The organism is Lichenicola cladoniae (genome assembly GCF_013201075.1).
GTDB lineage: Bacteria > Pseudomonadota > Alphaproteobacteria > Acetobacterales > Acetobacteraceae > Lichenicola > Lichenicola cladoniae.
On the sequence record NZ_CP053711.1, the window covers coordinates 113,861 to 130,776 of the forward strand.

Annotated in this window: 16 protein-coding genes and 3 pseudogenes; 12 read left to right on the forward strand and 7 right to left on the reverse strand. The window is 61.9% G+C overall.

The features are described from left to right. Positions 1-183 precede the first annotated feature (183 nt). From istA to HN018_RS26525, 4 genes and pseudogenes are all read left to right on the forward strand, one after another. Entirely contained in the window at positions 184-1,695 is a 1,512-nt protein-coding gene (istA, locus tag HN018_RS26510; protein WP_408886729.1) for an IS21 family transposase, read from the forward strand. A gap of 11 nt (positions 1,696-1,706) precedes the next feature. After that, positions 1,707-2,474 carry an IS21-like element helper ATPase IstB gene (istB, locus tag HN018_RS26515; RefSeq protein ID WP_171837390.1) on the forward strand — a complete coding sequence of 256 codons (768 nt, stop codon included), beginning with the start codon at positions 1,707-1,709 and terminating at the stop codon, positions 2,472-2,474. Between the two features lie 129 nt (positions 2,475-2,603). Beyond that, positions 2,604-3,374: pseudogene (locus HN018_RS26520) on the forward strand (IS3 family transposase); the annotation flags it as partial. Between the two features lie 116 nt (positions 3,375-3,490). Beyond that, positions 3,491-4,513 carry a sensor histidine kinase gene (locus tag HN018_RS26525; protein WP_239479455.1) on the forward strand — a complete coding sequence of 341 codons (1,023 nt, stop codon included), beginning with the start codon at positions 3,491-3,493 and terminating at the stop codon, positions 4,511-4,513. A gap of 7 nt (positions 4,514-4,520) precedes the next feature. Here the strand turns inward: HN018_RS26525 and HN018_RS26530 are convergent, their stop codons facing one another. Next, the gene (locus HN018_RS26530) at positions 4,521-4,892 is read right to left on the reverse strand and encodes a response regulator (RefSeq protein WP_171837775.1); all 372 of its coding nucleotides are present in this window, start codon (positions 4,890-4,892) and stop codon (positions 4,521-4,523) included. A gap of 117 nt (positions 4,893-5,009) precedes the next feature. Here HN018_RS26530 and HN018_RS26535 point away from each other — a divergent pair. Both HN018_RS26535 and HN018_RS26540 read left to right on the forward strand, forming a co-directional pair. Continuing rightward, positions 5,010-6,085, forward strand: a protein-coding gene (locus tag HN018_RS26535; protein ID WP_171837774.1) for an IS630 family transposase whose coding sequence is annotated in 2 segments (ribosomal slippage) — positions 5,010-5,514 and positions 5,514-6,085 — 1,077 coding nt in all. Because the reading frame shifts where the segments join, the coding sequence is not laid out codon by codon here. A gap of 195 nt (positions 6,086-6,280) precedes the next feature. Continuing rightward, a complete protein-coding gene (locus tag HN018_RS26540) occupies positions 6,281-6,559 on the forward strand; it encodes a hypothetical protein (RefSeq protein ID WP_172443594.1) in 279 nt (92 codons plus the stop codon). 182 nt (positions 6,560-6,741) lie between these two features. On the opposite strand, the gene HN018_RS26545 is transcribed toward HN018_RS26540, so the two are convergent. Further along, entirely contained in the window at positions 6,742-7,155 is a 414-nt protein-coding gene (locus HN018_RS26545) for a winged helix-turn-helix transcriptional regulator (RefSeq protein ID WP_171837773.1), read from the reverse strand. A gap of 105 nt (positions 7,156-7,260) precedes the next feature. Between HN018_RS26545 and HN018_RS26550 the strand changes: the two genes are divergently transcribed. Beyond that, a complete protein-coding gene (locus HN018_RS26550) occupies positions 7,261-8,163 on the forward strand; it encodes an SDR family oxidoreductase (protein WP_171837772.1) in 903 nt (300 codons plus the stop codon). Continuing rightward, positions 8,132-8,344 carry a hypothetical protein gene (locus HN018_RS26555; protein ID WP_171837771.1) on the forward strand — a complete coding sequence of 71 codons (213 nt, stop codon included), beginning with the start codon at positions 8,132-8,134 and terminating at the stop codon, positions 8,342-8,344. The genes HN018_RS26550 and HN018_RS26555 overlap by 32 nt, the downstream gene beginning before the upstream one ends. Before the next feature lie 212 nt (positions 8,345-8,556). Here HN018_RS26555 and HN018_RS26560 read toward each other — a convergent pair. Beyond that, positions 8,557-9,381, reverse strand: a pseudogene (locus HN018_RS26560) (IS5 family transposase). Between the two features lie 137 nt (positions 9,382-9,518). Between HN018_RS26560 and HN018_RS26565 the strand changes: the two are divergent. The 4 genes and pseudogenes from HN018_RS26565 (at position 9,519) to HN018_RS26580 (ending at position 12,883) form a co-directional block, all read left to right on the forward strand. After that, positions 9,519-10,646, forward strand: a pseudogene (locus HN018_RS26565) (IS110 family RNA-guided transposase). 615 nt (positions 10,647-11,261) lie between these two features. Continuing rightward, positions 11,262-12,008 carry a response regulator transcription factor gene (locus HN018_RS26570; RefSeq protein WP_171837912.1) on the forward strand — a complete coding sequence of 249 codons (747 nt, stop codon included), beginning with the start codon at positions 11,262-11,264 and terminating at the stop codon, positions 12,006-12,008. A gap of 257 nt (positions 12,009-12,265) precedes the next feature. Further along, the gene (locus HN018_RS26575; RefSeq protein WP_171837911.1) at positions 12,266-12,664 is read left to right on the forward strand and encodes a hypothetical protein; all 399 of its coding nucleotides are present in this window, start codon (positions 12,266-12,268) and stop codon (positions 12,662-12,664) included. A 39-nt stretch (positions 12,665-12,703) separates the two neighbouring features. Continuing rightward, complete coding sequence (locus HN018_RS26580; RefSeq protein WP_171837910.1) at positions 12,704-12,883, forward strand: hypothetical protein; 180 nt, start codon at positions 12,704-12,706, stop codon at positions 12,881-12,883. Positions 12,884-13,410: 527 nt separating this feature from the next. On the opposite strand, the gene HN018_RS26585 is transcribed toward HN018_RS26580, so the two are convergent. From HN018_RS26585 to tnpA, 4 genes are all read right to left on the reverse strand, one after another. Next, complete coding sequence (locus tag HN018_RS26585) at positions 13,411-13,674, reverse strand: hypothetical protein (protein ID WP_171837909.1); 264 nt, start codon at positions 13,672-13,674, stop codon at positions 13,411-13,413. Between the two features lie 753 nt (positions 13,675-14,427). Beyond that, positions 14,428-16,071, reverse strand: a complete 1,644-nt coding sequence (gene tnpC / locus HN018_RS26590; protein WP_171837086.1) for an IS66 family transposase — start codon at positions 16,069-16,071, stop codon at positions 14,428-14,430. A gap of 60 nt (positions 16,072-16,131) precedes the next feature. Beyond that, a complete protein-coding gene (gene tnpB / locus HN018_RS26595; RefSeq protein WP_171837087.1) occupies positions 16,132-16,479 on the reverse strand; it encodes an IS66 family insertion sequence element accessory protein TnpB in 348 nt (115 codons plus the stop codon). Further along, entirely contained in the window at positions 16,476-16,886 is a 411-nt protein-coding gene (gene tnpA / locus HN018_RS26600) for an IS66-like element accessory protein TnpA (RefSeq protein WP_172443548.1), read from the reverse strand. The genes tnpB and tnpA overlap by 4 nt, the downstream gene beginning before the upstream one ends. Positions 16,887-16,916: the final 30 nt, after the last annotated feature.

Here is a 16,916-nt window from a genome sequence, read left to right on the forward strand (position 1 = left end):
TGATCATTGAATCCGTTCGATCTCGATCATGCATTCCGTTTGATGGCGATCATCGGTTCCGGTGATCCTGATCATGCTGGAGATGACGATGCCGGTCGGCTGCCGCTGACAGTCTTCAACCGAGGGTAGTGTCGACCTGTTGCCGGGGAGCAAGGGGTCGGGATGCCAGGCGAGAGAGTGTCGATGCGCAAGATACGCGAGCTTCTGCGGCTGCGGTTGGAACAGCGGCTGCCGCAGCGAACGATCGGACTGAGCCTGCGGCTGGGCCAGGGAACGATCAGTGATTACCTGGGCCGGGCCCATCGTGCTGGCCTGGATTGGCCATTACCGGATGACATGGACGACACGCAGCTTGAGGCGCTGCTGTTTCCGCCACTGCCGGATGTGCCGCTGGATCAGCGGCCGGTGCCAGACTGGGCGGCGGTTCACCGCGATTTGCGCCGGCCAAACATGACGCTGGCCCTGTTATGGGAAGAATACCGCGCAGGATCGGCTCACGCGTTTGGCTACTCGTGGTTTTGTGATCTCTATCGCGCGTGGGCCGGACGGTTGAAACCGACGCTGCGCCAGGTGCACACGGCCGGCGAAAAGCTGTTCGTCGACTTCGCCGGTCAGAGCATGTCCGTCATCGACGGGGCAAGCGGGGAGAAGCATCAGGCCGAAATCTTCGTGGCTGTGCTGGGGGCGTCGAGTTTTGTCTACGTGGAGGCGACCTGGAGCCAGACGCTGCCGGACTGGATTTCGGCTCATGTCAACGCTCTGGCCTTCTTTGGCGGCGTGCCGCACCAGATCGTCAGCGACAATCTCAAGGCCGGCGTCACCAGGGCCTGTTTCTTTGAGCCGACGATCAATCGCACCTACGCCGAGATGGCGGCGCATTATCGCAGTGCGGTCATTCCGGCCCGGCCCTACAAGCCGCGCGACAAGGCCAAGGTCGAAGTCGGCGTGCAGGTGGTCCAGCGCTGGGTTCTGGCCCAGCTCCGTAACCGGCAGTTCTTCTCGCTGGCCGATCTCAACTTGGCGATCCGTGAGCTGGTCGAGCAGATCAACGACCGGCCGATGCGCGGCTGGGGCACGACGCGCCGTGCCCTGTATGAACAGCTCGATCGTCCGGCCCTGCTGGCGTTGCCAGAAGTGCCTTACGAGTATGCGGACTGGCGGTACTGCCGGGTTAATCTCGATTATCACATCGAGATCGCCCGGCATTTCTATTCGGTGCCGTTCCGGCTGGTCCGTCAGCCTGTGGAGGCACGCATCACAACCAGGACGGTGGAGATTTTCCACCGCGGCAGCCTCGTGGCCACGCATCTTCGCAGCGTGCGCCAGCATCAGCCAAGCACGGTGAGCGACCACATGCCGAGCACGCACCGGCGCTACCGCGACTGGACCCATGAGCGGATCACACGCGAGGCGATGGCAACCGGCGACGATACCGCGGCTCTGATCGAGATCGTGCTGCGCTCGCGGCCACATCCCGAACAGGGTTTGCGCTCCTGCATCGGTATCCTCGGCCTGCGTGGCCGTTACGGCCCGGAACGGGTGGACGCTGCCTGTGCCAAGGCCCTGGCACTCGGCACCCGCTCCTACGGCTCTGTCGCCGCGATCCTGAAGAATGCCCAGGAGAAAAAGTCCGCCATCACTGACCAGCCCAGCCTGATGCACGAGAACATTCGCGGTCCTGGCTACTATCATTGAAAGGAAAGACAATGCTGATCCATCCCATGGTGGACCGTCTGCGCGATCTTGGCCTGGCCGCGATGGCCGACGCATTCATCGAAATGAGCCGCCAAAGTGCGGCCGATGATCTGTCGCGCGAAGACTGGCTCGGCCTGCTGGTCGATCGCGAGGTGACCGCGCGAGACAACAAGCGGCTCGGCCGGCGGCTCAGCCATGCCCGGTTGCGCCAGAATGCGGTGGTCGAGGACACTGATCTGCGCACGCCCCGCGGGCTCGATCGTGGCCTGTTCCAGAGCCTGGCGGCCTGCGGTTGGATCCGCGACAGCCAGCATCTGCTGATCGTCGGCCCGACCGGCGTGGGTAAATCCTGGCTGGCCTGTGCGCTGGGACACAAAGCCTGCCGGGAAGGTTACGCTGTGCTCTACCGCCGTGCGCCGCGGCTGTTTGCCGACATCGCCACGGCGCGTGGCGAAGGGCGCCTGCCGCGCCTGATGCGGACAATCGAGCGCACACGCCTGCTCATCATCGACGATTGGGGCCCGGAGCCGCTGTCGGCTGAACAGCGTCGCGACCTGATGGAGATCGTCGATGACCGCGATGGGAAAGGCTCGTTGCTGATCACCAGCCAGGTCCCAACGAGCCGCTGGCACGAGATCATTGGCGATCCCACTCTGGGCGATGCAATTCTCGACCGCATCATTCACCGGTCCCATCGCATCGAGCTGAAAGGCGAAAGTCTGCGCAAGCGCCAGGTCCTGAACACGGCAGAAGGCTTGACGAGCGCCAAGGAGAAGTGAGACCTGTTCAACCGTCAGTGGTAGCTCACCGGCACCACGTCATGCTGTCCGCCATGCCCTCCCCAGGCAGGGTGAACACCGTGATCCGGATCACCATGAACGGTGATCACGATCAGCTGGAATGGCTGATCAGCATCAACGGAATACGCATGGATCCACCGGCCGCCATCGGCTCACGCCATTGCCGACGAGGCGTTGCTGAAACGGGTTCGGACCGCGCACGTGACGTCGCGTCAGACGTATGGAGCGCCTCGCGTCCATGCCGACCTGCAGGCCGGAGGCGAGCGACATGGCCGCAAGCGGATTGCGCGGCTGATGCGTCTCGCCGGGCTGGTGGGTGCCAGCCATCGGCATGGTGGCCCAACGACGACGCGGCGTGACAAGGACGCCCGGCCAGCACCGGACCTGGTCGACCGCAACTTCACCGCGTCTGGGCCGAACCGGCTCTGGGTCGCCGACATCACCTATGTGCCGACCGCGGCCGGGTTCCTGTATTTGGCCGTGGTGCTGGACGCGTGGAGCCGCAAGATTTTCGGCTGGTCGATGGCCAACCATCTGCGGGCCGAGTTGGTGCTCGATGCGATGGAGGCTGCAGTGGGCCAGCGTCAGCCGAAGGACGTCATTCACTACAGCGACCAGGGCAGCCAATATACGTCCCTGGCGTTCGGCAAGCGCTGCGGCGAGGCGGGCATACGTCCATCGATGAGATCAGTGGGTGACGCCTACGATAACGCCATGGCCGGGAGCTTCTTCTCGACGCTAGAGGCCGAGCTGCTGAGTCGTAGGCGCTTCGTATCCCAGGCCGAGGCCCGTATGGCCTGCTTCAGCTACATTGAAGGCTGGTACAACCCTGCCAGGCTGCACTCGGCCCTGGGATACCGCTCGCCCATGGCATACTAAGCCAGCATGCAAACGGCAGAAGCCGACACGTAGCTCCCCAGTCCACAAACCGTCCACAAAATCGGGGCAACCTCAATGTGCGGCGCGAGAACTCGTGCTAGTGGTTGGTGCACCACATGAGAGGGCCCCCGATGGTGTCGCTGAACGGATCAAGCGCGCTCATATGGGATGCCGAACGCCTGCGCATCGCGAACGATGCGGCCGGGATCGCGCTATGGTCCTGGAATGTGGATACCGACGAGATCGCCCTCGACGAACGCGCGCATGGCCTATGGGCGGTGCCGAAAGTCGAGCGGGCTGTGACCTTCGAGGCTCTGTCCGCGAAGATCCATCCAGAGGATCTCGGCCGGGTCAGGGAGGCATTTACCAAAACCCGGGCGATGGTTGGGCCATACGAGATCGACTTCCGCATCCTCCACGATGAGGATGTGGTGCGATGGATCTCGGCGCGCGGCGAAAGCGGGGATACCGGCATGGTCGACCGGGTCATGTTCGGCATCTTCATGGACGTCACAGACCGCAAGCAGGTCGAGGAGTCCCGGGAGATCTTGGCGGGCGAGATGAGCCATCGGGTCAAGAACCTGTTCGCCTTGGCATCCGCTGTCACCGGGATGGCCGCACGCTCGGCGGCAACGACCACGGAGATGGCCGAGGATCTGACGCTTCGGCTGACCGCCCTGGGACGTGCGCATGACCTCGTCCGTCCCGTTCCCGGGGAGGAAAGGAAGGCGCTCCTGGGCGATCTACTGTATGTCCTTCTGGCGTCCTACAACCATCGAGGCGGCGTCGGCGAGCGGATCACCGTCACGGTGCCCGAAGTCCGCGTCGGCGAGACCACGGCCACGACGTTGGCCCTGGTGGTGCACGAACTGGCCACCAACTCGGTCAAATACGGCGTGCTGTCAGAAGCCCACGGGACATTGGACGTGTCCTGTACCGCCCACGATGACGATGTGATCATGCTCTGGACGGAACGAGGCGGGCCGCCTGTCAGCGTCCCTCATGGACCCGAAGGATTCGGATCGAGACTGATCAGCCGGAGCGTCTGCGGTCAGCTTGGCGGCTCTATCGGCTTCGACTGGCCCGTCGAGGGGGTGGTCGTGACGCTGCGCATGAGCAAAGCCCGGTTGGCGAGATGAACCCGGCTCAAGGCAATGTGGTCAGGCGCCTGACAGCGTCCATGAGATCGACCAGACTATAGGGCTTGCCGATGTAAATCGCGGCTGGGTCGAGTATCGCCAGACGCGGCATATGGTTTGGTTCGTAGGCAGACGCGACAATCACGGGGATCCTGGGGTGAAGTCGTCGGGCATGAACGGCGACGTCGATGCCGTCCCGTGACCCGGGCATATGAACGTCGGTCACGACGATATCGAAGGTCTCGCCGGCCTCGAGCAACCTGACGGGTTCGTCGCCGTCCCAAGCATCCACGACGTCAAATCCCTCATCCCGCAGGCTCTCGGCCGTCATCATCCGAATGAGGCCCTCGTCTTCGGCAAACAGGATCCTGATTGCCATCACGCGGTCTCACAACACATTGAAAAGCCGTAATACCAAGGCTCTGATACCGTGACTCCTGGGGGATTCCCGAGGTGGGCATAATCTGATTCGCTCTGGCGAACCTGGAGGTTTGCCATGCCAATCCCGCTCCGGAGCGACTTCACTGCAGCGCACGTGCGGGCCGCTGCCAGAAAGACGAAAGATGGCCCGCAGGCACGGCGTCTGCTGGCGGTGGCCACGATCTATGACGGCGGCACCCGAGGCGAGGCAGCCAAGGTCGGGGGGGTGACCCTACAGATCGTGCGGGAGTGGGTGCTGAAGTTCAACGCCGACGGACCGACAGGCTTGATCGACCGCAAGGCACCCGGCCAGCCGTCCAGGCTCGATGCTGAGCATCGGGCGGCCCTTGTTGGCCAGATCGAGAGTGGTCCCATTCCCGCCATCCACGGCGTGGTGCGATGGCGTGTCATCGACCTCTGCCAGTGGTTGTTCGAGGAATACCGCGTGCCTATCGCCAAGCAGACGCTTAGCCGGGAGTTGCGGAAGATGGGCTATCGCAAGCTGTCGGCGCGCCCGCGTCATCACGCTCAGGCGGAGGGTGCGATCGAGGCTTTTAAAAAAGTCTCCGCGCCCGTCTGGACCAAGTCGCGCACGAAAAGGGTGTCGCGCGCTCCGACATAGAACTCTGGTTCGCGGATGGTCGAGCGCAGGTGACGCTCGACCGGATCGGCCAGAAAAACAAGATCACCCGGCGATGGGCCCGGCGCGGCACACGACCCGTCGCTCCACAGGATCAGCGCACCGCCTCAACCTACATCTTCGGCGCAATCTGCCCACAGGAAGGTAAAGCGGCCGGACTGATCCTGCCCTGGTGCAATACCGATGCAATGACCCTGCATCTGGCTGAGATCGCCATCGCCGTGGCGCCCGGGGCTCATGCAGTCCTGCTGGTTGACCAGGCCGGATGGCACTTGTCGCCCAAGCTCATCATCCCGCCCAACATCACCCTCGTGCCGCTACCGCCCAAGTGCCCGGAGCTGAACCCGACAGAAAACATCTGGCAGTTCACGCGCGACAACTGGCTCTCGAACCGGATCTTCCGCTCCGGGGAAGACGTCGTCGCGCACTGTGTCGATGCCTGGAACAAGCTCGTCGATCAACCGTGGCGCATCATGTCCATCGGCTTGCGAGACTGGGCGAAGGGGCTCTGATCAGGGAGACTTGGTATAAGACCTAGTTCAAGGCTTTTGTTGCATTCGAGGTCGGTCACGATGGCGCGTCGCGCATCTTTCGTGCGGATCAGGCGTCCAACTGCTTGGCAACGCGGAGTACGACATCGCTCTCGGCCGCCTTGATCTGAATTACGCGATTCACGATCACGCTGCTGTGGAACCTGCTAAGGCTAGATGATCGTTGCCTCGTGCCTCTCCGGGTTCAAGGCGGTAGCGACTGAGGAGCAAGACGCTCTCCGCCTTGCCCACAGGGGTAGCGCGATGATTGACGATCTGGATTTCATCGAAGCGATCGTTTGCCGGTCCGGCCAGAGCATCACGCAATCTCAACATCGGCTCGAGGCTCGGTCGGTCACGAGGTCCGAGACGATCGAAGTGATGGCCGCGGCGAGACATCGGATCAAGCTTTTCAAACTGGTGCTCATCCCGGGACGCGAGATCTATCGAGCCTAACCCTTGCCGCGTCGGAACGCCGACTAGCCGTTGCTGCCTTAGCGGGCTCGCTAGCCCCCGGCAGGTCAGGTCAGGAGCTCCTTGCGAAAGGAGAGGTCGATCTTTTGGTATGTTGTAGCGCATGCAGTGGCCATTGGCTTGTCCCGGAGGCGCAGTGCGTCCGGGTGGTGATCGTTTTACCTTCAGACCTGGGCACTGTCCTTCGCATCGTAACCTGCGCGCGCACGACGGATTTCGGCATGATGACCGTTTGCGCATATCAGCACGCCATGCAGAGGGTCGAGGAAGGAATGGCCCAGGTCGGTGATACGATATTCGACGCTCGGGAGCTTCGTAGCAAAGACATGCCGCGAGACGAAACCGTCCCGCTCCAGATCCCGTAACGTCTCTGTCAGCATCCGTTTGGAAATATGCGGAATAGCACGGCGCAACGCGCCGAAGCGGTGGGCGGCGGATCCGAGGCAGAGCAGGATCAGCGTGCTCCACTTGCCCCCGAGATGCACCAGAACGTCTCGAATCGGGCATTCCGCCGGGTCCCTAGTGGCGATCAATGCAATATCGAACGGCCCATCCGCTGTGGTCGGTCGCAACGTCATGACGGGGAACCTCCAAGTAACCGGGCAGGAAAACCTGCCTCCTTGCGCATCAGGTCAGCGGTCTCAAAATGGCACCAGTCTTAAATTGGCGCCAAAGGATCCCTGATGACAAACGCTTCGGCTCCCTCCCTGCTTGTCACCGGTGCGGCGGGTCAGCTTGGCCAACTCACCGTCGAGAAGCTCTTAGCTTCCGGCACCGTAAACGTCGTCGCCGGAACGCGCGACCCGTCGAAGCTTCAGGCCCTCGTCGCGAGAGGGGTGGAGGTCCGCAAGGTCGATTTCGATGAGCCCGCCTCACTCGGAGCGGCGTTCGCCGGTATACATCGCGCCTTGATCGTCTCGACAGACACGATCATGGAGCCAGGCCTCAGGCTGCGGCAGCACCTAGCCGCCGTGAACGCGGCCGTACGGGCCGGAGTGCAGCATATCGTATACACGTCGCTTCCGAACGCCGGGCCGGAATCTCCTGTCCCATTCGCGGCGGACCATCGCGAAACGGAGCGGGCAATCGCCGAGAGTGGCGTCGCGTTCACGTTTTTGCGCAACAATTTCTACATGGAGAACACGTTCTTCATGGCCCGAGCTCTGGCGTCCGGACGGGTCTTCTCGTCGGCTGGTTCGGGACGATCGTCACATGTCTCGCGCGCGGACGTCGCCAGCACAGCCGCGGCCGTTCTGGCCTCCGGTATCCCGGGTGCCTTCGACGTTACCGGCCCGTCTTCCCATACGATCGATGAGCTGGTCGCTGCTCTCGCGCAGACCATCGGTCACCCCGTGGAGGTCATTCACGTCTCGGATGATGAGTTGGGGCAGGGTATGATCAAGGCCGGCCTTTCGTCCGCCATGGCCGCAGCCCTGGTGTCTATGGACGTCGCTACGCGCCGAGGGCTGCAGGGCACCGTCACCGACGCCGTTCCGGCCTTGACCGGCCAGGCGGCCATGTCGCTCATACAATTCCTCGCCATCGATGCGCATCGTGCCGCCCTTACGGGCCCATCGCAGCACTAGCGACTTCACCGGCTGGCAGCTGATCGTGCGATGCGATGCCTGCCAGCGCACGGTCGAGATGGCGATCGCCGCGCTGCTCGTGCGGCGGCTCCGATGCCTGGGACGCGGAGCCGTGCCGACCATGGTGCGGGTTGAGCGAGGTAGTCCGCGCGCGGTGCTGATCGAGCCCGGTTCCTCCTGACAGTGAACCTAACGTCGCTGTCATCTCGTCCACAAAATCGGTGGATAAATCGGTGGGCAATCGGTGGATTGTCTACCGATCGACAGGCTCCCGAGCGTGAGTCCTCATACTGAGATAAATAGGCTGTCCAGGTTGAACGATAGACACGGTTGCCACTCGCAGTTGTGCACTGCAGGGCGCCAGTTAATTTCCCTCAGAACCCGTTTGGAAAATCATGGGTGAGCATTTCTGCGCAGTAGATTGCCGCTCATTCCGACGAAGATCATGGCCTTTGATACGTCGATCCGGCGTTCGTAATCGCGCACGAGGCGACGCCAGCGGGTCATCCAGCCGAAGGTCCGCTCCACAACCCAACGACGCGGCTGCACCTCGAACTCCTTGGCGCCATCGCGACGACGGATGATTTCGAGGACGAACTTAAGAAAGGCGGCCTTGTCCATCAACACGAGCCGGTCATAGGCCCCGTCGGCGAACAGGTGCTTGATCCACGGCCAGCGCTTGCGGATCGCATCCAGGATCATCTGTGCGCCGGCGCTGTTCGAAATGTCTGCCGTGGTCAGGTTTACCATCAGCAGGCGCCCGTCGGTATCGACGGCAATATGCCGCTTGCGGCCGACGATCCGCTTGCCAGCATCGTAACCTCTTGCCCTAGCGCCCGGCGCCTTGACCGACTGGCTGTCTATCACCGCCGCCGAGGGGCTGGCGTCACGTCCGGCCCGCTCGCGACCCAGCATCAGGTCGACATCATGAATAGTCTGGAACAGGAAACGTCGTGCCAACTCCCGGAACCAGCCATAGACCGTGCGCCAGTGCCCGAAATGAACCGGCAGCATGCGCCAACCACAGCCCGACCGGCCCAGATACCGCACGGCATTGACGACTTCGCGGAACTCGATCTCCCGCGGCCGCCCCTGCTGGCCGGGGACCGGCATCAACGGTGCGATCCGCTCCCATTCCTCATCCGTCAGGTCAGACGGTTAGCGCTTCGTGTGTCGGGCGATCCTGGCCATCCGGCCTCGTTGCTCTGCTGTCCACATCCAGAGCTTGAATCACACCAGAACCAATTATCAAACAGGCTCTTATATTAGACCACATGTTCGCCTGAGACAGGGCGACCCGTCTCACAATATGCAGGTTGTCGAGGGTTGTGCTGGATCGTCCAGCGCAGAGCCTCATGCATAGGGAGACGGGTCTTGGAAAGCTTATCACCTACGTCGGGCTTGATGTTCACAAAGAGACAATCGCGGTGGCGCTTGCCGACGAGGGCAAGCGGGGAGACGTGCGTGAGCATGGCACGATTTCCAATACCACTACCGCCTTTACAAAACTGGCGAACAGGCTTGCAAAGAATGGTCGTGAGCTGAAGTTCTATTATGAGGCCTGACCATGCGGTTACGGTATCCAGCGCCAGCTGAGTGTTGCCGGGCACGAGTGCGTTGTCGTGGCACCCTCGCTGATCCCGATCAAGGCGGGCGACCGGATCAAGACGGACCGGCGGGACGCGATCAATCTTGCCAAGCTGCATCGGGCCGGCGAGCTGACGCCGGTCTGGATCCCCGATCAGGCGCATGAAGCTGTCCGCGATCTCGTGCGTGCCCGTCTGGCAGCTGTGCGCAGCTTACGTCAGGCTCGCCAGCAGTTGTCCGGGTTTCTTCTGCGCCACGGCCTGCATTATAGCCGCCCGACCTGGACGCTGATGCACAGACGCTGGCTGGCGGAGCTGCGTTTCGAACAACCCGTGCGTTATCTGGTCCTGGAAGATTGTCTTGTCGTCATCGAAGCAGCGACGGCGCGGCGAGATCGTCTCGAGGCTCACATTCGGGCGGCATTGGCGGACTGGTCGCTCGGCCCGGTCGTGCGCGCCTTGCAGGCTCTGCGTGGCGTCGCCCTGGTGGCAGCGGCAACCTTGGTGGCCGAGCTTGGCGACATGACGCGCTTTACCAACCCGCGCCAGCTCATGGCCTACCTGGGTCTGGTGCCATCGGAACATTCGAGCGGCGGCAAACGGCGCCAGGGAGGGATAACCAAAGCGGGCAACGGTGCAGCACGACGGATGCTGATCGAGGCTGCATGGACCTACCGGTTCCCGGCCCGGATCAGCCGGGATCTGCTGTTGCGGCAGGAAGGCGTGTCCGGGCCCATCCGCGAAACGGCGTGGAAGGCCCAGACCCGACTATGCGGGCGCTATCGCAAACTCTCTCATACCGGCAAGTCGGCAAAGATCGTGACCACGGCAATCGCACGTGAATTGAGTGGTTTTGTTTGGGCGATTGCCAAGCATGTCGAGGCTGCCGCCGCCTGATCTGTTTTATCTGATTGAACACGACGGTAAGGAGAACAGCAGCACCTCGATGCATCCAAAGCTGGGCAGGGCTGGAGGCACGGTCACGGCCAGGAGAACCCTCGGAAACATCTACAGCCGGATTTTTGTCCGACGCTGGTTTTCTAGACAGAGGACGCTCCGCGACGTATCCCCGGTCCGGCGGTAACCAACCCGCGTATCAGAGCATGATCAACCGTCGTTTCATGATCGTGCCTCCTGCCTTACCCAGCTGCGGCTACGCTGAACAGCCTGTCATACGGGCGCAGATTTACCGTGCCTGCAGCTTGAAGTGGCGAACATGAGAGATGTTTAGTCCAAGTCTTGAAAGGCATACCTTTGGGCTATCTATTGCAGAGCGAATTAGCGGAGACGGCGGGGCAAATGCCTTCCCATCCATCTGGTTCTTACTAAAGTCAAAATCTGGATCTATCTCTCCCCCTCAGAGACTTATTCTAAAATCGGGACGAGTGGGATTAGGTGCTGATATAAAGGCGTGGTAGGCACGGACTTGCGAAACGAAACGCTTCCGCCTGTTTGTGTCAGGAGGCCTGGATAATGATGCGCCGCGCGACGGCGCGGAGGCAAAAGGTCCCGATGGCAAGCGGACGGCCAATTCTACTCGTGGATAATGACCAGATATTTCGAGAAGCGCTGGTTGAGCAGCTTCAATCTGAGGGTCAGTTTTTGGTTGAGCAGGCTAGTTCAATCTCGCAAGCGCGCGGTTTTCTCAACGAGTCGCCCCGGTACGACGCTCTAATTCTGGAGGTGGTACTGCCCGATGGAGACGGGTGCGACTTTTGTGCCAGTCAAAGGGATTCGGGGCGGCGCACGCCGGTCATCATATTGAGCGAATTGCGCGAGGAAGCCGATGTCGTTCGGGGTCTGAATGCCGGTGCCAATGACTACGTTACAAAGCCCTTGAGGATCGCAGAGCTACTTGCTCGTCTCCGAGCGCAAATCCGCATCTTTGAGAGCAATGAAAACGCGACCTTTAAAATTGGTCCGTATACATTCTGTCCAGCTGCAAAGCTGTTGCAGGAAACGAACGGTAATAGAAGTATTCGATTGACCGCGAAAGAAGCCAAAATGCTTAAGTTTCTGTATCGCCTCGGTGACAAGTTGGCCTCGCGGCAAGTTCTGCTGGCTGAGGTCTGGGGCTACAACGCTTCTATCCAAACAAATACGCTCGAGACGCATATCTACCGGCTGCGCAGAAAAATCGGTTCACACCCTGGAGGCGCTAACCTCCTCATTAGTGAAAGGGGCGGCTACCGTCTACATCGCGGGGACCTTGCAGAGACTTGGCGAGATAGCCCCCCGATAGGCCCCTACAATCCGTAAGCGCGCTGTGAGCGGAAGATCCAGCGGCATGGGTGGCACCGGTGCGATGAGGGCCATGCCCACAATCTCGCGGTTGCCGGCCTTCACGCCCCTCCGGTAGGGCAGCCACAGGATCGCCTTGCCGTCTGGGGCAACGCCACCGTGCGGACGCTGCGGAAGATCCAGGACGCCATTGAGGGCGAGGGGCTGGAGATCATTGTAGATGGCGGGCTAAGTGCTGGATCCGGGCCCGGTCTTCGGGTGAGGCATAGCGGGACATGAGCGCCACTCACGCGGACGCCGACGCAATGGCAGTCTTGATCCACCCAGACGATGCCGATCGCGCCTTTGTCGCCGGCGTCCAGTTCGCCCGGGCGCTCGCTGGCGCCGAGAGCGTAGCCTTCGTCATTGCGCTGGATGAGCAGGTGGCCCTCATCCGGGCTGCGATCCTCGATGTCGGCTATGCCAAGGCTAAGGCGCGGACAACTGGTGAGCTGTTCGAAGCCGGCGCTCGACATGAGTGGTGCCGGATCGCAGCCCGGAGCGGCCGGCGGTATGGGGGACGGCATGAAACGACGCCGGCACTTGCATCTGATGCGCCACGTCCTGCCCCGCGGCACGCTGACCCTGCCTGCCGCGCGGGCTCTGTCAGCCCGGCCAGGAAGCCGGCGCTGTGAACGGCTGATGGCGACGTGGCTTCTCAGGCCGCGTAGCTCGTGAGCGAGACCGATCCAGTCCAACCGGCAACCGTGGTCAATTCGCCCATGGTCCGCAACGAGCGCACCAAGCTGCTCGCCGGCGCGCTGAACACCCTGGCGACGACGACGATCGCCTCAGCGCTCATCCTACCGGGGATTGCCGAGGCCTATCACCTGACCCACCCCCTCGGCAGCTGATGGCCTGTGATCGGGATCGTTTGGCTGCTGGCCGGCGTTGGCCTACATATGTTTGCGCAGATCGTGCTTGGAAGGCTGATCCCATGACCGGCTTGGATCTCTACCTGCTTCTGGCTCCGCTGGTGCTGCTGGCCCTCGGCGGCGGCGCAACCTACTGGTGGACCCACACCGGGCGCTGAGGCTGACCTCAAACGCCCCACAAGACCTCCAGCTCCTCTCCGAGGTGCTGGAATGCCTGCGTGGCAAGGTCGGTCGGACCAAGCTGCTTGCCCACATCGTCGAGCACCCGCGCCATAATGGGGGTCCGACCTCTCGCCAGAATGGCCGGAAGCTCCTGTTCACCGAGGCGGATTACATCCGGTTGCTCGATATCTTCGTGCCGGTGCCACCAGAGAGCCGGCTGGAGATCGCCGCCCCTCCATCAAACGCAGGTGCCTCTCGCCGACTGGAGGCACTGTTTGCAAAGCAGCAGAAGCGCCATCGAGACGCACGAAAGTAACCGGTGGACAAGCTCGGTTTCTATAGCGCTAATAACGGCCGGATGTTTTAACCGTGGTAGTTGCCCAGTGTGCAGCAAAACCTTGCTGAGCGATGTCAGCCAAGATTTCAGTTGTGTTCATTCCGGCTCGAGGTTCGCCCTGGTTGATGTCGTTGCCGCTCGAGAACTGCTCTCGGTCGGTAAATAGATCGGCTAGTTGCGCAGGCAAAGACAAGGTTGATATATCCGTGCCTGCTGGGACCGTTAAGTACTGATCGCGTGCTCGCTTGCTGCGGTACGTATCAATCTTCATAGGCGCTTTCTCCTTTATGATTTACGCTTCGATGCGGAAGGCAGGCTCATGAATACAAAAGAAGAATGTGAACGACGTATTTGCGTCGCCACCTTGTTGACAGAGGGCCAGCCTTACAGGGAGCGATCGGCCAACATAATTAAGGGCCTAGAAACGGCCGGTTTCAAGGCTGTGTTCGTTGGATCGGGTGAGAGTCTTCAAAATCCAGCGGGTTCAGTTACAGATGGGGGAGGGTTGGCTACTCTGCTGGAGAGCGCTGAGGTCTCGTTCCGGTTCGAAATAGTAGCTGGCAAAACCGTTGTTCATTGGCTTTGATCAAGAAGTATTAATCTGCGCATAGCCCGCGCTCAAGCGACTGATCTTTAATGACCGCCTGACGATGCTCCCGCCTATAGTGGCAGTCCACCACCGTAAATCGCTATCGCTTCTGCATCTTCGCAAGCTGGGGGGCGCCCCCACGTCGAGCCTCAAGCCTCGCCGTGTATCGGCCCCACCATTTCTGGAGACTTCCATCCGCCCGACTGTATGGACGGCGGGTAGTGCCGGGCCGGCTAGGCTGTCTCGAAGACGGACAAGCGCGACGATGCGAGGGGTCTGTCGAATTGTTTTCACGGCAGCACGTCATCAGAGCCGATGTCCAGCTTGTCGATTGCCGCTTCGAGCTCGTGGAACGCCGCCTCACCGATACGGCCTTTCTTGCGCAGCTGCACCAGCATGGTAACCATCCGCTGAGCACCGCGGCATCATGTCTGATCAGGCAGCGTGGCCGATCGCGGCGGTATTTGATTTAAGCCAGTGCCATGGCAGCAGATCATCGAGGCGTTGCACCGGATGTTCCGCGATGCGGGCCAGCACGTCAGCCAGCCAAGCCTGCGGGTCAACGTCGTTCATCTTGGCCGTGACGATCAAGCTGTACATGATTGCGGCACGCTGCCCGCCGCGATCCGAACCACAGAACAGCCAGGATTTTCGCCCAAGTGCGATGCCTCTCAGGGCGCGTTCGGCCGCGTTGTTGCTGAGGCAGATCCGTCCATCATCCGCAAACCGGGTAAACGCCGTCCAGCGTTTCAGCATGTAGTCGATGGCTTTGGCGATGTCGTTGCCACGCGCGAGCTTAGCCCGCTGCTGACCCAACCAGTCCTGCAGGTCCATCACCAGGGGAAGTGACGAGGCCTGCCGGATCGCCCGGCGCTCCTCGGCACTGTGGCCGTTGATGTCGCGTTCGATGTCGAACAGGGCGTCGATGCGTTGCACGGCTTCCAGGCAGATTGGCGACAGAACCGCTGGGGCCTTGCCGTGCGCCGCACGGCGCGCGCTGCCCGCAAGGTCGGCCAGCACGAAAAACTTCCGGCGCGCATGCGCCCAGCAGGCAGCTTCCACGATCGGCCCGGGTTTGCGTCCCGGTTCATAGAGCTTGCCATAGCCGCCATAAGCATCTGCCTGCAGGATGCCGGTGTAGGCTGCCAGATGGCCTTGCGGGTGTTCGCCGCCGCGATCGCGCGAGTAGTGGAACACAGCACCCGGCGGAGCGAGACCACCGAACGGCCGATCGTCGCGCACGTAGACCCACAGACGGGCGATGTCGGTCTTGCCGCGGGCCAGCACCGGCACCGTGGTGTCATCGCCATGCAGCCGTTCTGCCGCCATGACATGAGCAGCCAAGCGCCCAAACAGCGGCATCAGCACGGTTGTGCAGGCACCGACCTGGTCGGCCAGCGTCGACAGGCTGACCTCCACACCCTCGCGGGCATAGCGTTCTGCCTGACGGTTGAGCGGCTGATGCTGGCCGAACTTCTCGAACAGAATCATGGCCAGCAGGTTCGGTCCGGCCCAGCCGCGGGGCGTCACGTGGAATGGCGCCGGGGGCTGACTGATGCGCTCGCAATCGCGGCAGGAGAATTTCTCACGCACATGCTGGATGACTTTCCAGCTGCGCGGGACGACCTCCAGGGTCTCCGTGACGTCCTCCCCCAGCCTGGACAGGCGTGTGCCGCCGCAGCAGGCGCAGGCCGACGGACCTGCGATGACGACGCGCTCGCGAGGGAGGTGTTCGGGAAACGGGCGCCGGGCCGGGCGCTTGCGGGTAAAGCCGGTGACGGCTGTAGTCTTGGCCGCGGCGGCCTCGGCAGCCAGCTCGTCCTCGGTGGCCGATGCTTCCAGCTCTTCCAGCTGCAGTTCCATCTGCTCCAGCAGGCGGGCGGTGCGCTCCGAGCGTGGTCCGAAGCGGTCACGGTTCAGTTTCTCAATCTGCAGCTTGAGGTGGGCGATCAACGCCTGGTCGCTGGATTGCTGGGCTTGGGCCTCGGCTATGACCCGGGCGACGTCGGCACGTGCTGCCAGGAGCGCTGCCTTGAGCAGCTCGACCTCATCCGGCGGTGCGGCAAACTCGGCGTCCATGCCGAAGATTGAATCATGAACCAAGCCGCCGTGGTACTATTTTCGGCAGCTACCGATCCATTATCCTGCAGATTGTGGACGCCATGTCTGCCGCGGATTGCGCCAGTCGATCGCCTCCAGCAAATAACCCATCTGCGCCGCTGTCAGCGGCACTGCGCCATCCACCGTCTGCGGCCAAATGAAGCGCCCGCGATCCAGGCGCTTGGCATAGAGCGACAAACCGATGCCATCATGCCAGATCGCCTTGATCAGCGAACCACTGCGGCCCCTAAAAACAAAAACATCCCCAGCAAATGGATCTCGGCCAAGCCCTTCCTGCACCTGCAGAGCAAGACCGCGCATGCCCCGGCGCATGTCGGTATGGCCCGTCGCGATCCAGATCCGTACGCTCGCCGAAACCGGGATCACTCGCGCAGCGCCGCCAGCACGCGCCGCAACGCGCCGAGATTGACGTCGCTGCCAACGCGGACGTGTCGGCCATTGCCCAGCTCGATTTCGATGAGCCCGGACGTCGGCACGGATCGCATCGGCGCTACCGAGTGCGGTGCCGAATTGGATGGCATGGATTCCGTGGGAGCCACCCCGATCATCTGCACCGGCATGAACATCGCCATATCCGACGCCGCCCTCAGCACACCCTCACGCACCTGTCGTCGCCAGGTGAACAGAAGGCTTTCGCAAATATCATGGCGAGCCGCGACAGCGCGGATCGCAACACCAGGCTCCTGCGTCTCAGCAACAATGCGCAGCTTATCTGCCGTGCTCCAACGCCGCCGACCCTCACGCCCGGTGATGATCTCCATCACGCCATCCATCGAAACACCTCAAGCGCCACCTAAAGTAGC

Bases quoted from the DNA above. Each gene is read 5' to 3' on its own strand.
- istA (WP_408886729.1), top strand. From the start codon at position 184: ATGCGCAAGATACGCGAGCTTCTGCGGCTGCGGTTGGAACAGCGGCTG.
- istB (WP_171837390.1), top strand. From the start codon at position 1,707: ATGCTGATCCATCCCATGGTGGACCGTCTGCGCGATCTTGGCCTGGCC.
- HN018_RS26525 (WP_239479455.1), top strand. From the start codon at position 3,491: ATGAGAGGGCCCCCGATGGTGTCGCTGAACGGATCAAGCGCGCTCATA.
- HN018_RS26530 (WP_171837775.1), bottom strand. From the start codon at position 4,892: ATGGCAATCAGGATCCTGTTTGCCGAAGACGAGGGCCTCATTCGGATG.
- HN018_RS26540 (WP_172443594.1), top strand. From the start codon at position 6,281: ATGATCGTTGCCTCGTGCCTCTCCGGGTTCAAGGCGGTAGCGACTGAG.
- HN018_RS26545 (WP_171837773.1), bottom strand. From the start codon at position 7,155: ATGACGTTGCGACCGACCACAGCGGATGGGCCGTTCGATATTGCATTG.
- HN018_RS26550 (WP_171837772.1), top strand. From the start codon at position 7,261: ATGACAAACGCTTCGGCTCCCTCCCTGCTTGTCACCGGTGCGGCGGGT.
- HN018_RS26570 (WP_171837912.1), top strand. From the start codon at position 11,262: ATGGCAAGCGGACGGCCAATTCTACTCGTGGATAATGACCAGATATTT.
- HN018_RS26575 (WP_171837911.1), top strand. From the start codon at position 12,266: ATGAGCGCCACTCACGCGGACGCCGACGCAATGGCAGTCTTGATCCAC.
- HN018_RS26585 (WP_171837909.1), bottom strand. From the start codon at position 13,674: ATGAAGATTGATACGTACCGCAGCAAGCGAGCACGCGATCAGTACTTA.
- tnpC (WP_171837086.1), bottom strand. From the start codon at position 16,071: ATGGACGCCGAGTTTGCCGCACCGCCGGATGAGGTCGAGCTGCTCAAG.
- tnpA (WP_172443548.1), bottom strand. From the start codon at position 16,886: ATGGATGGCGTGATGGAGATCATCACCGGGCGTGAGGGTCGGCGGCGT.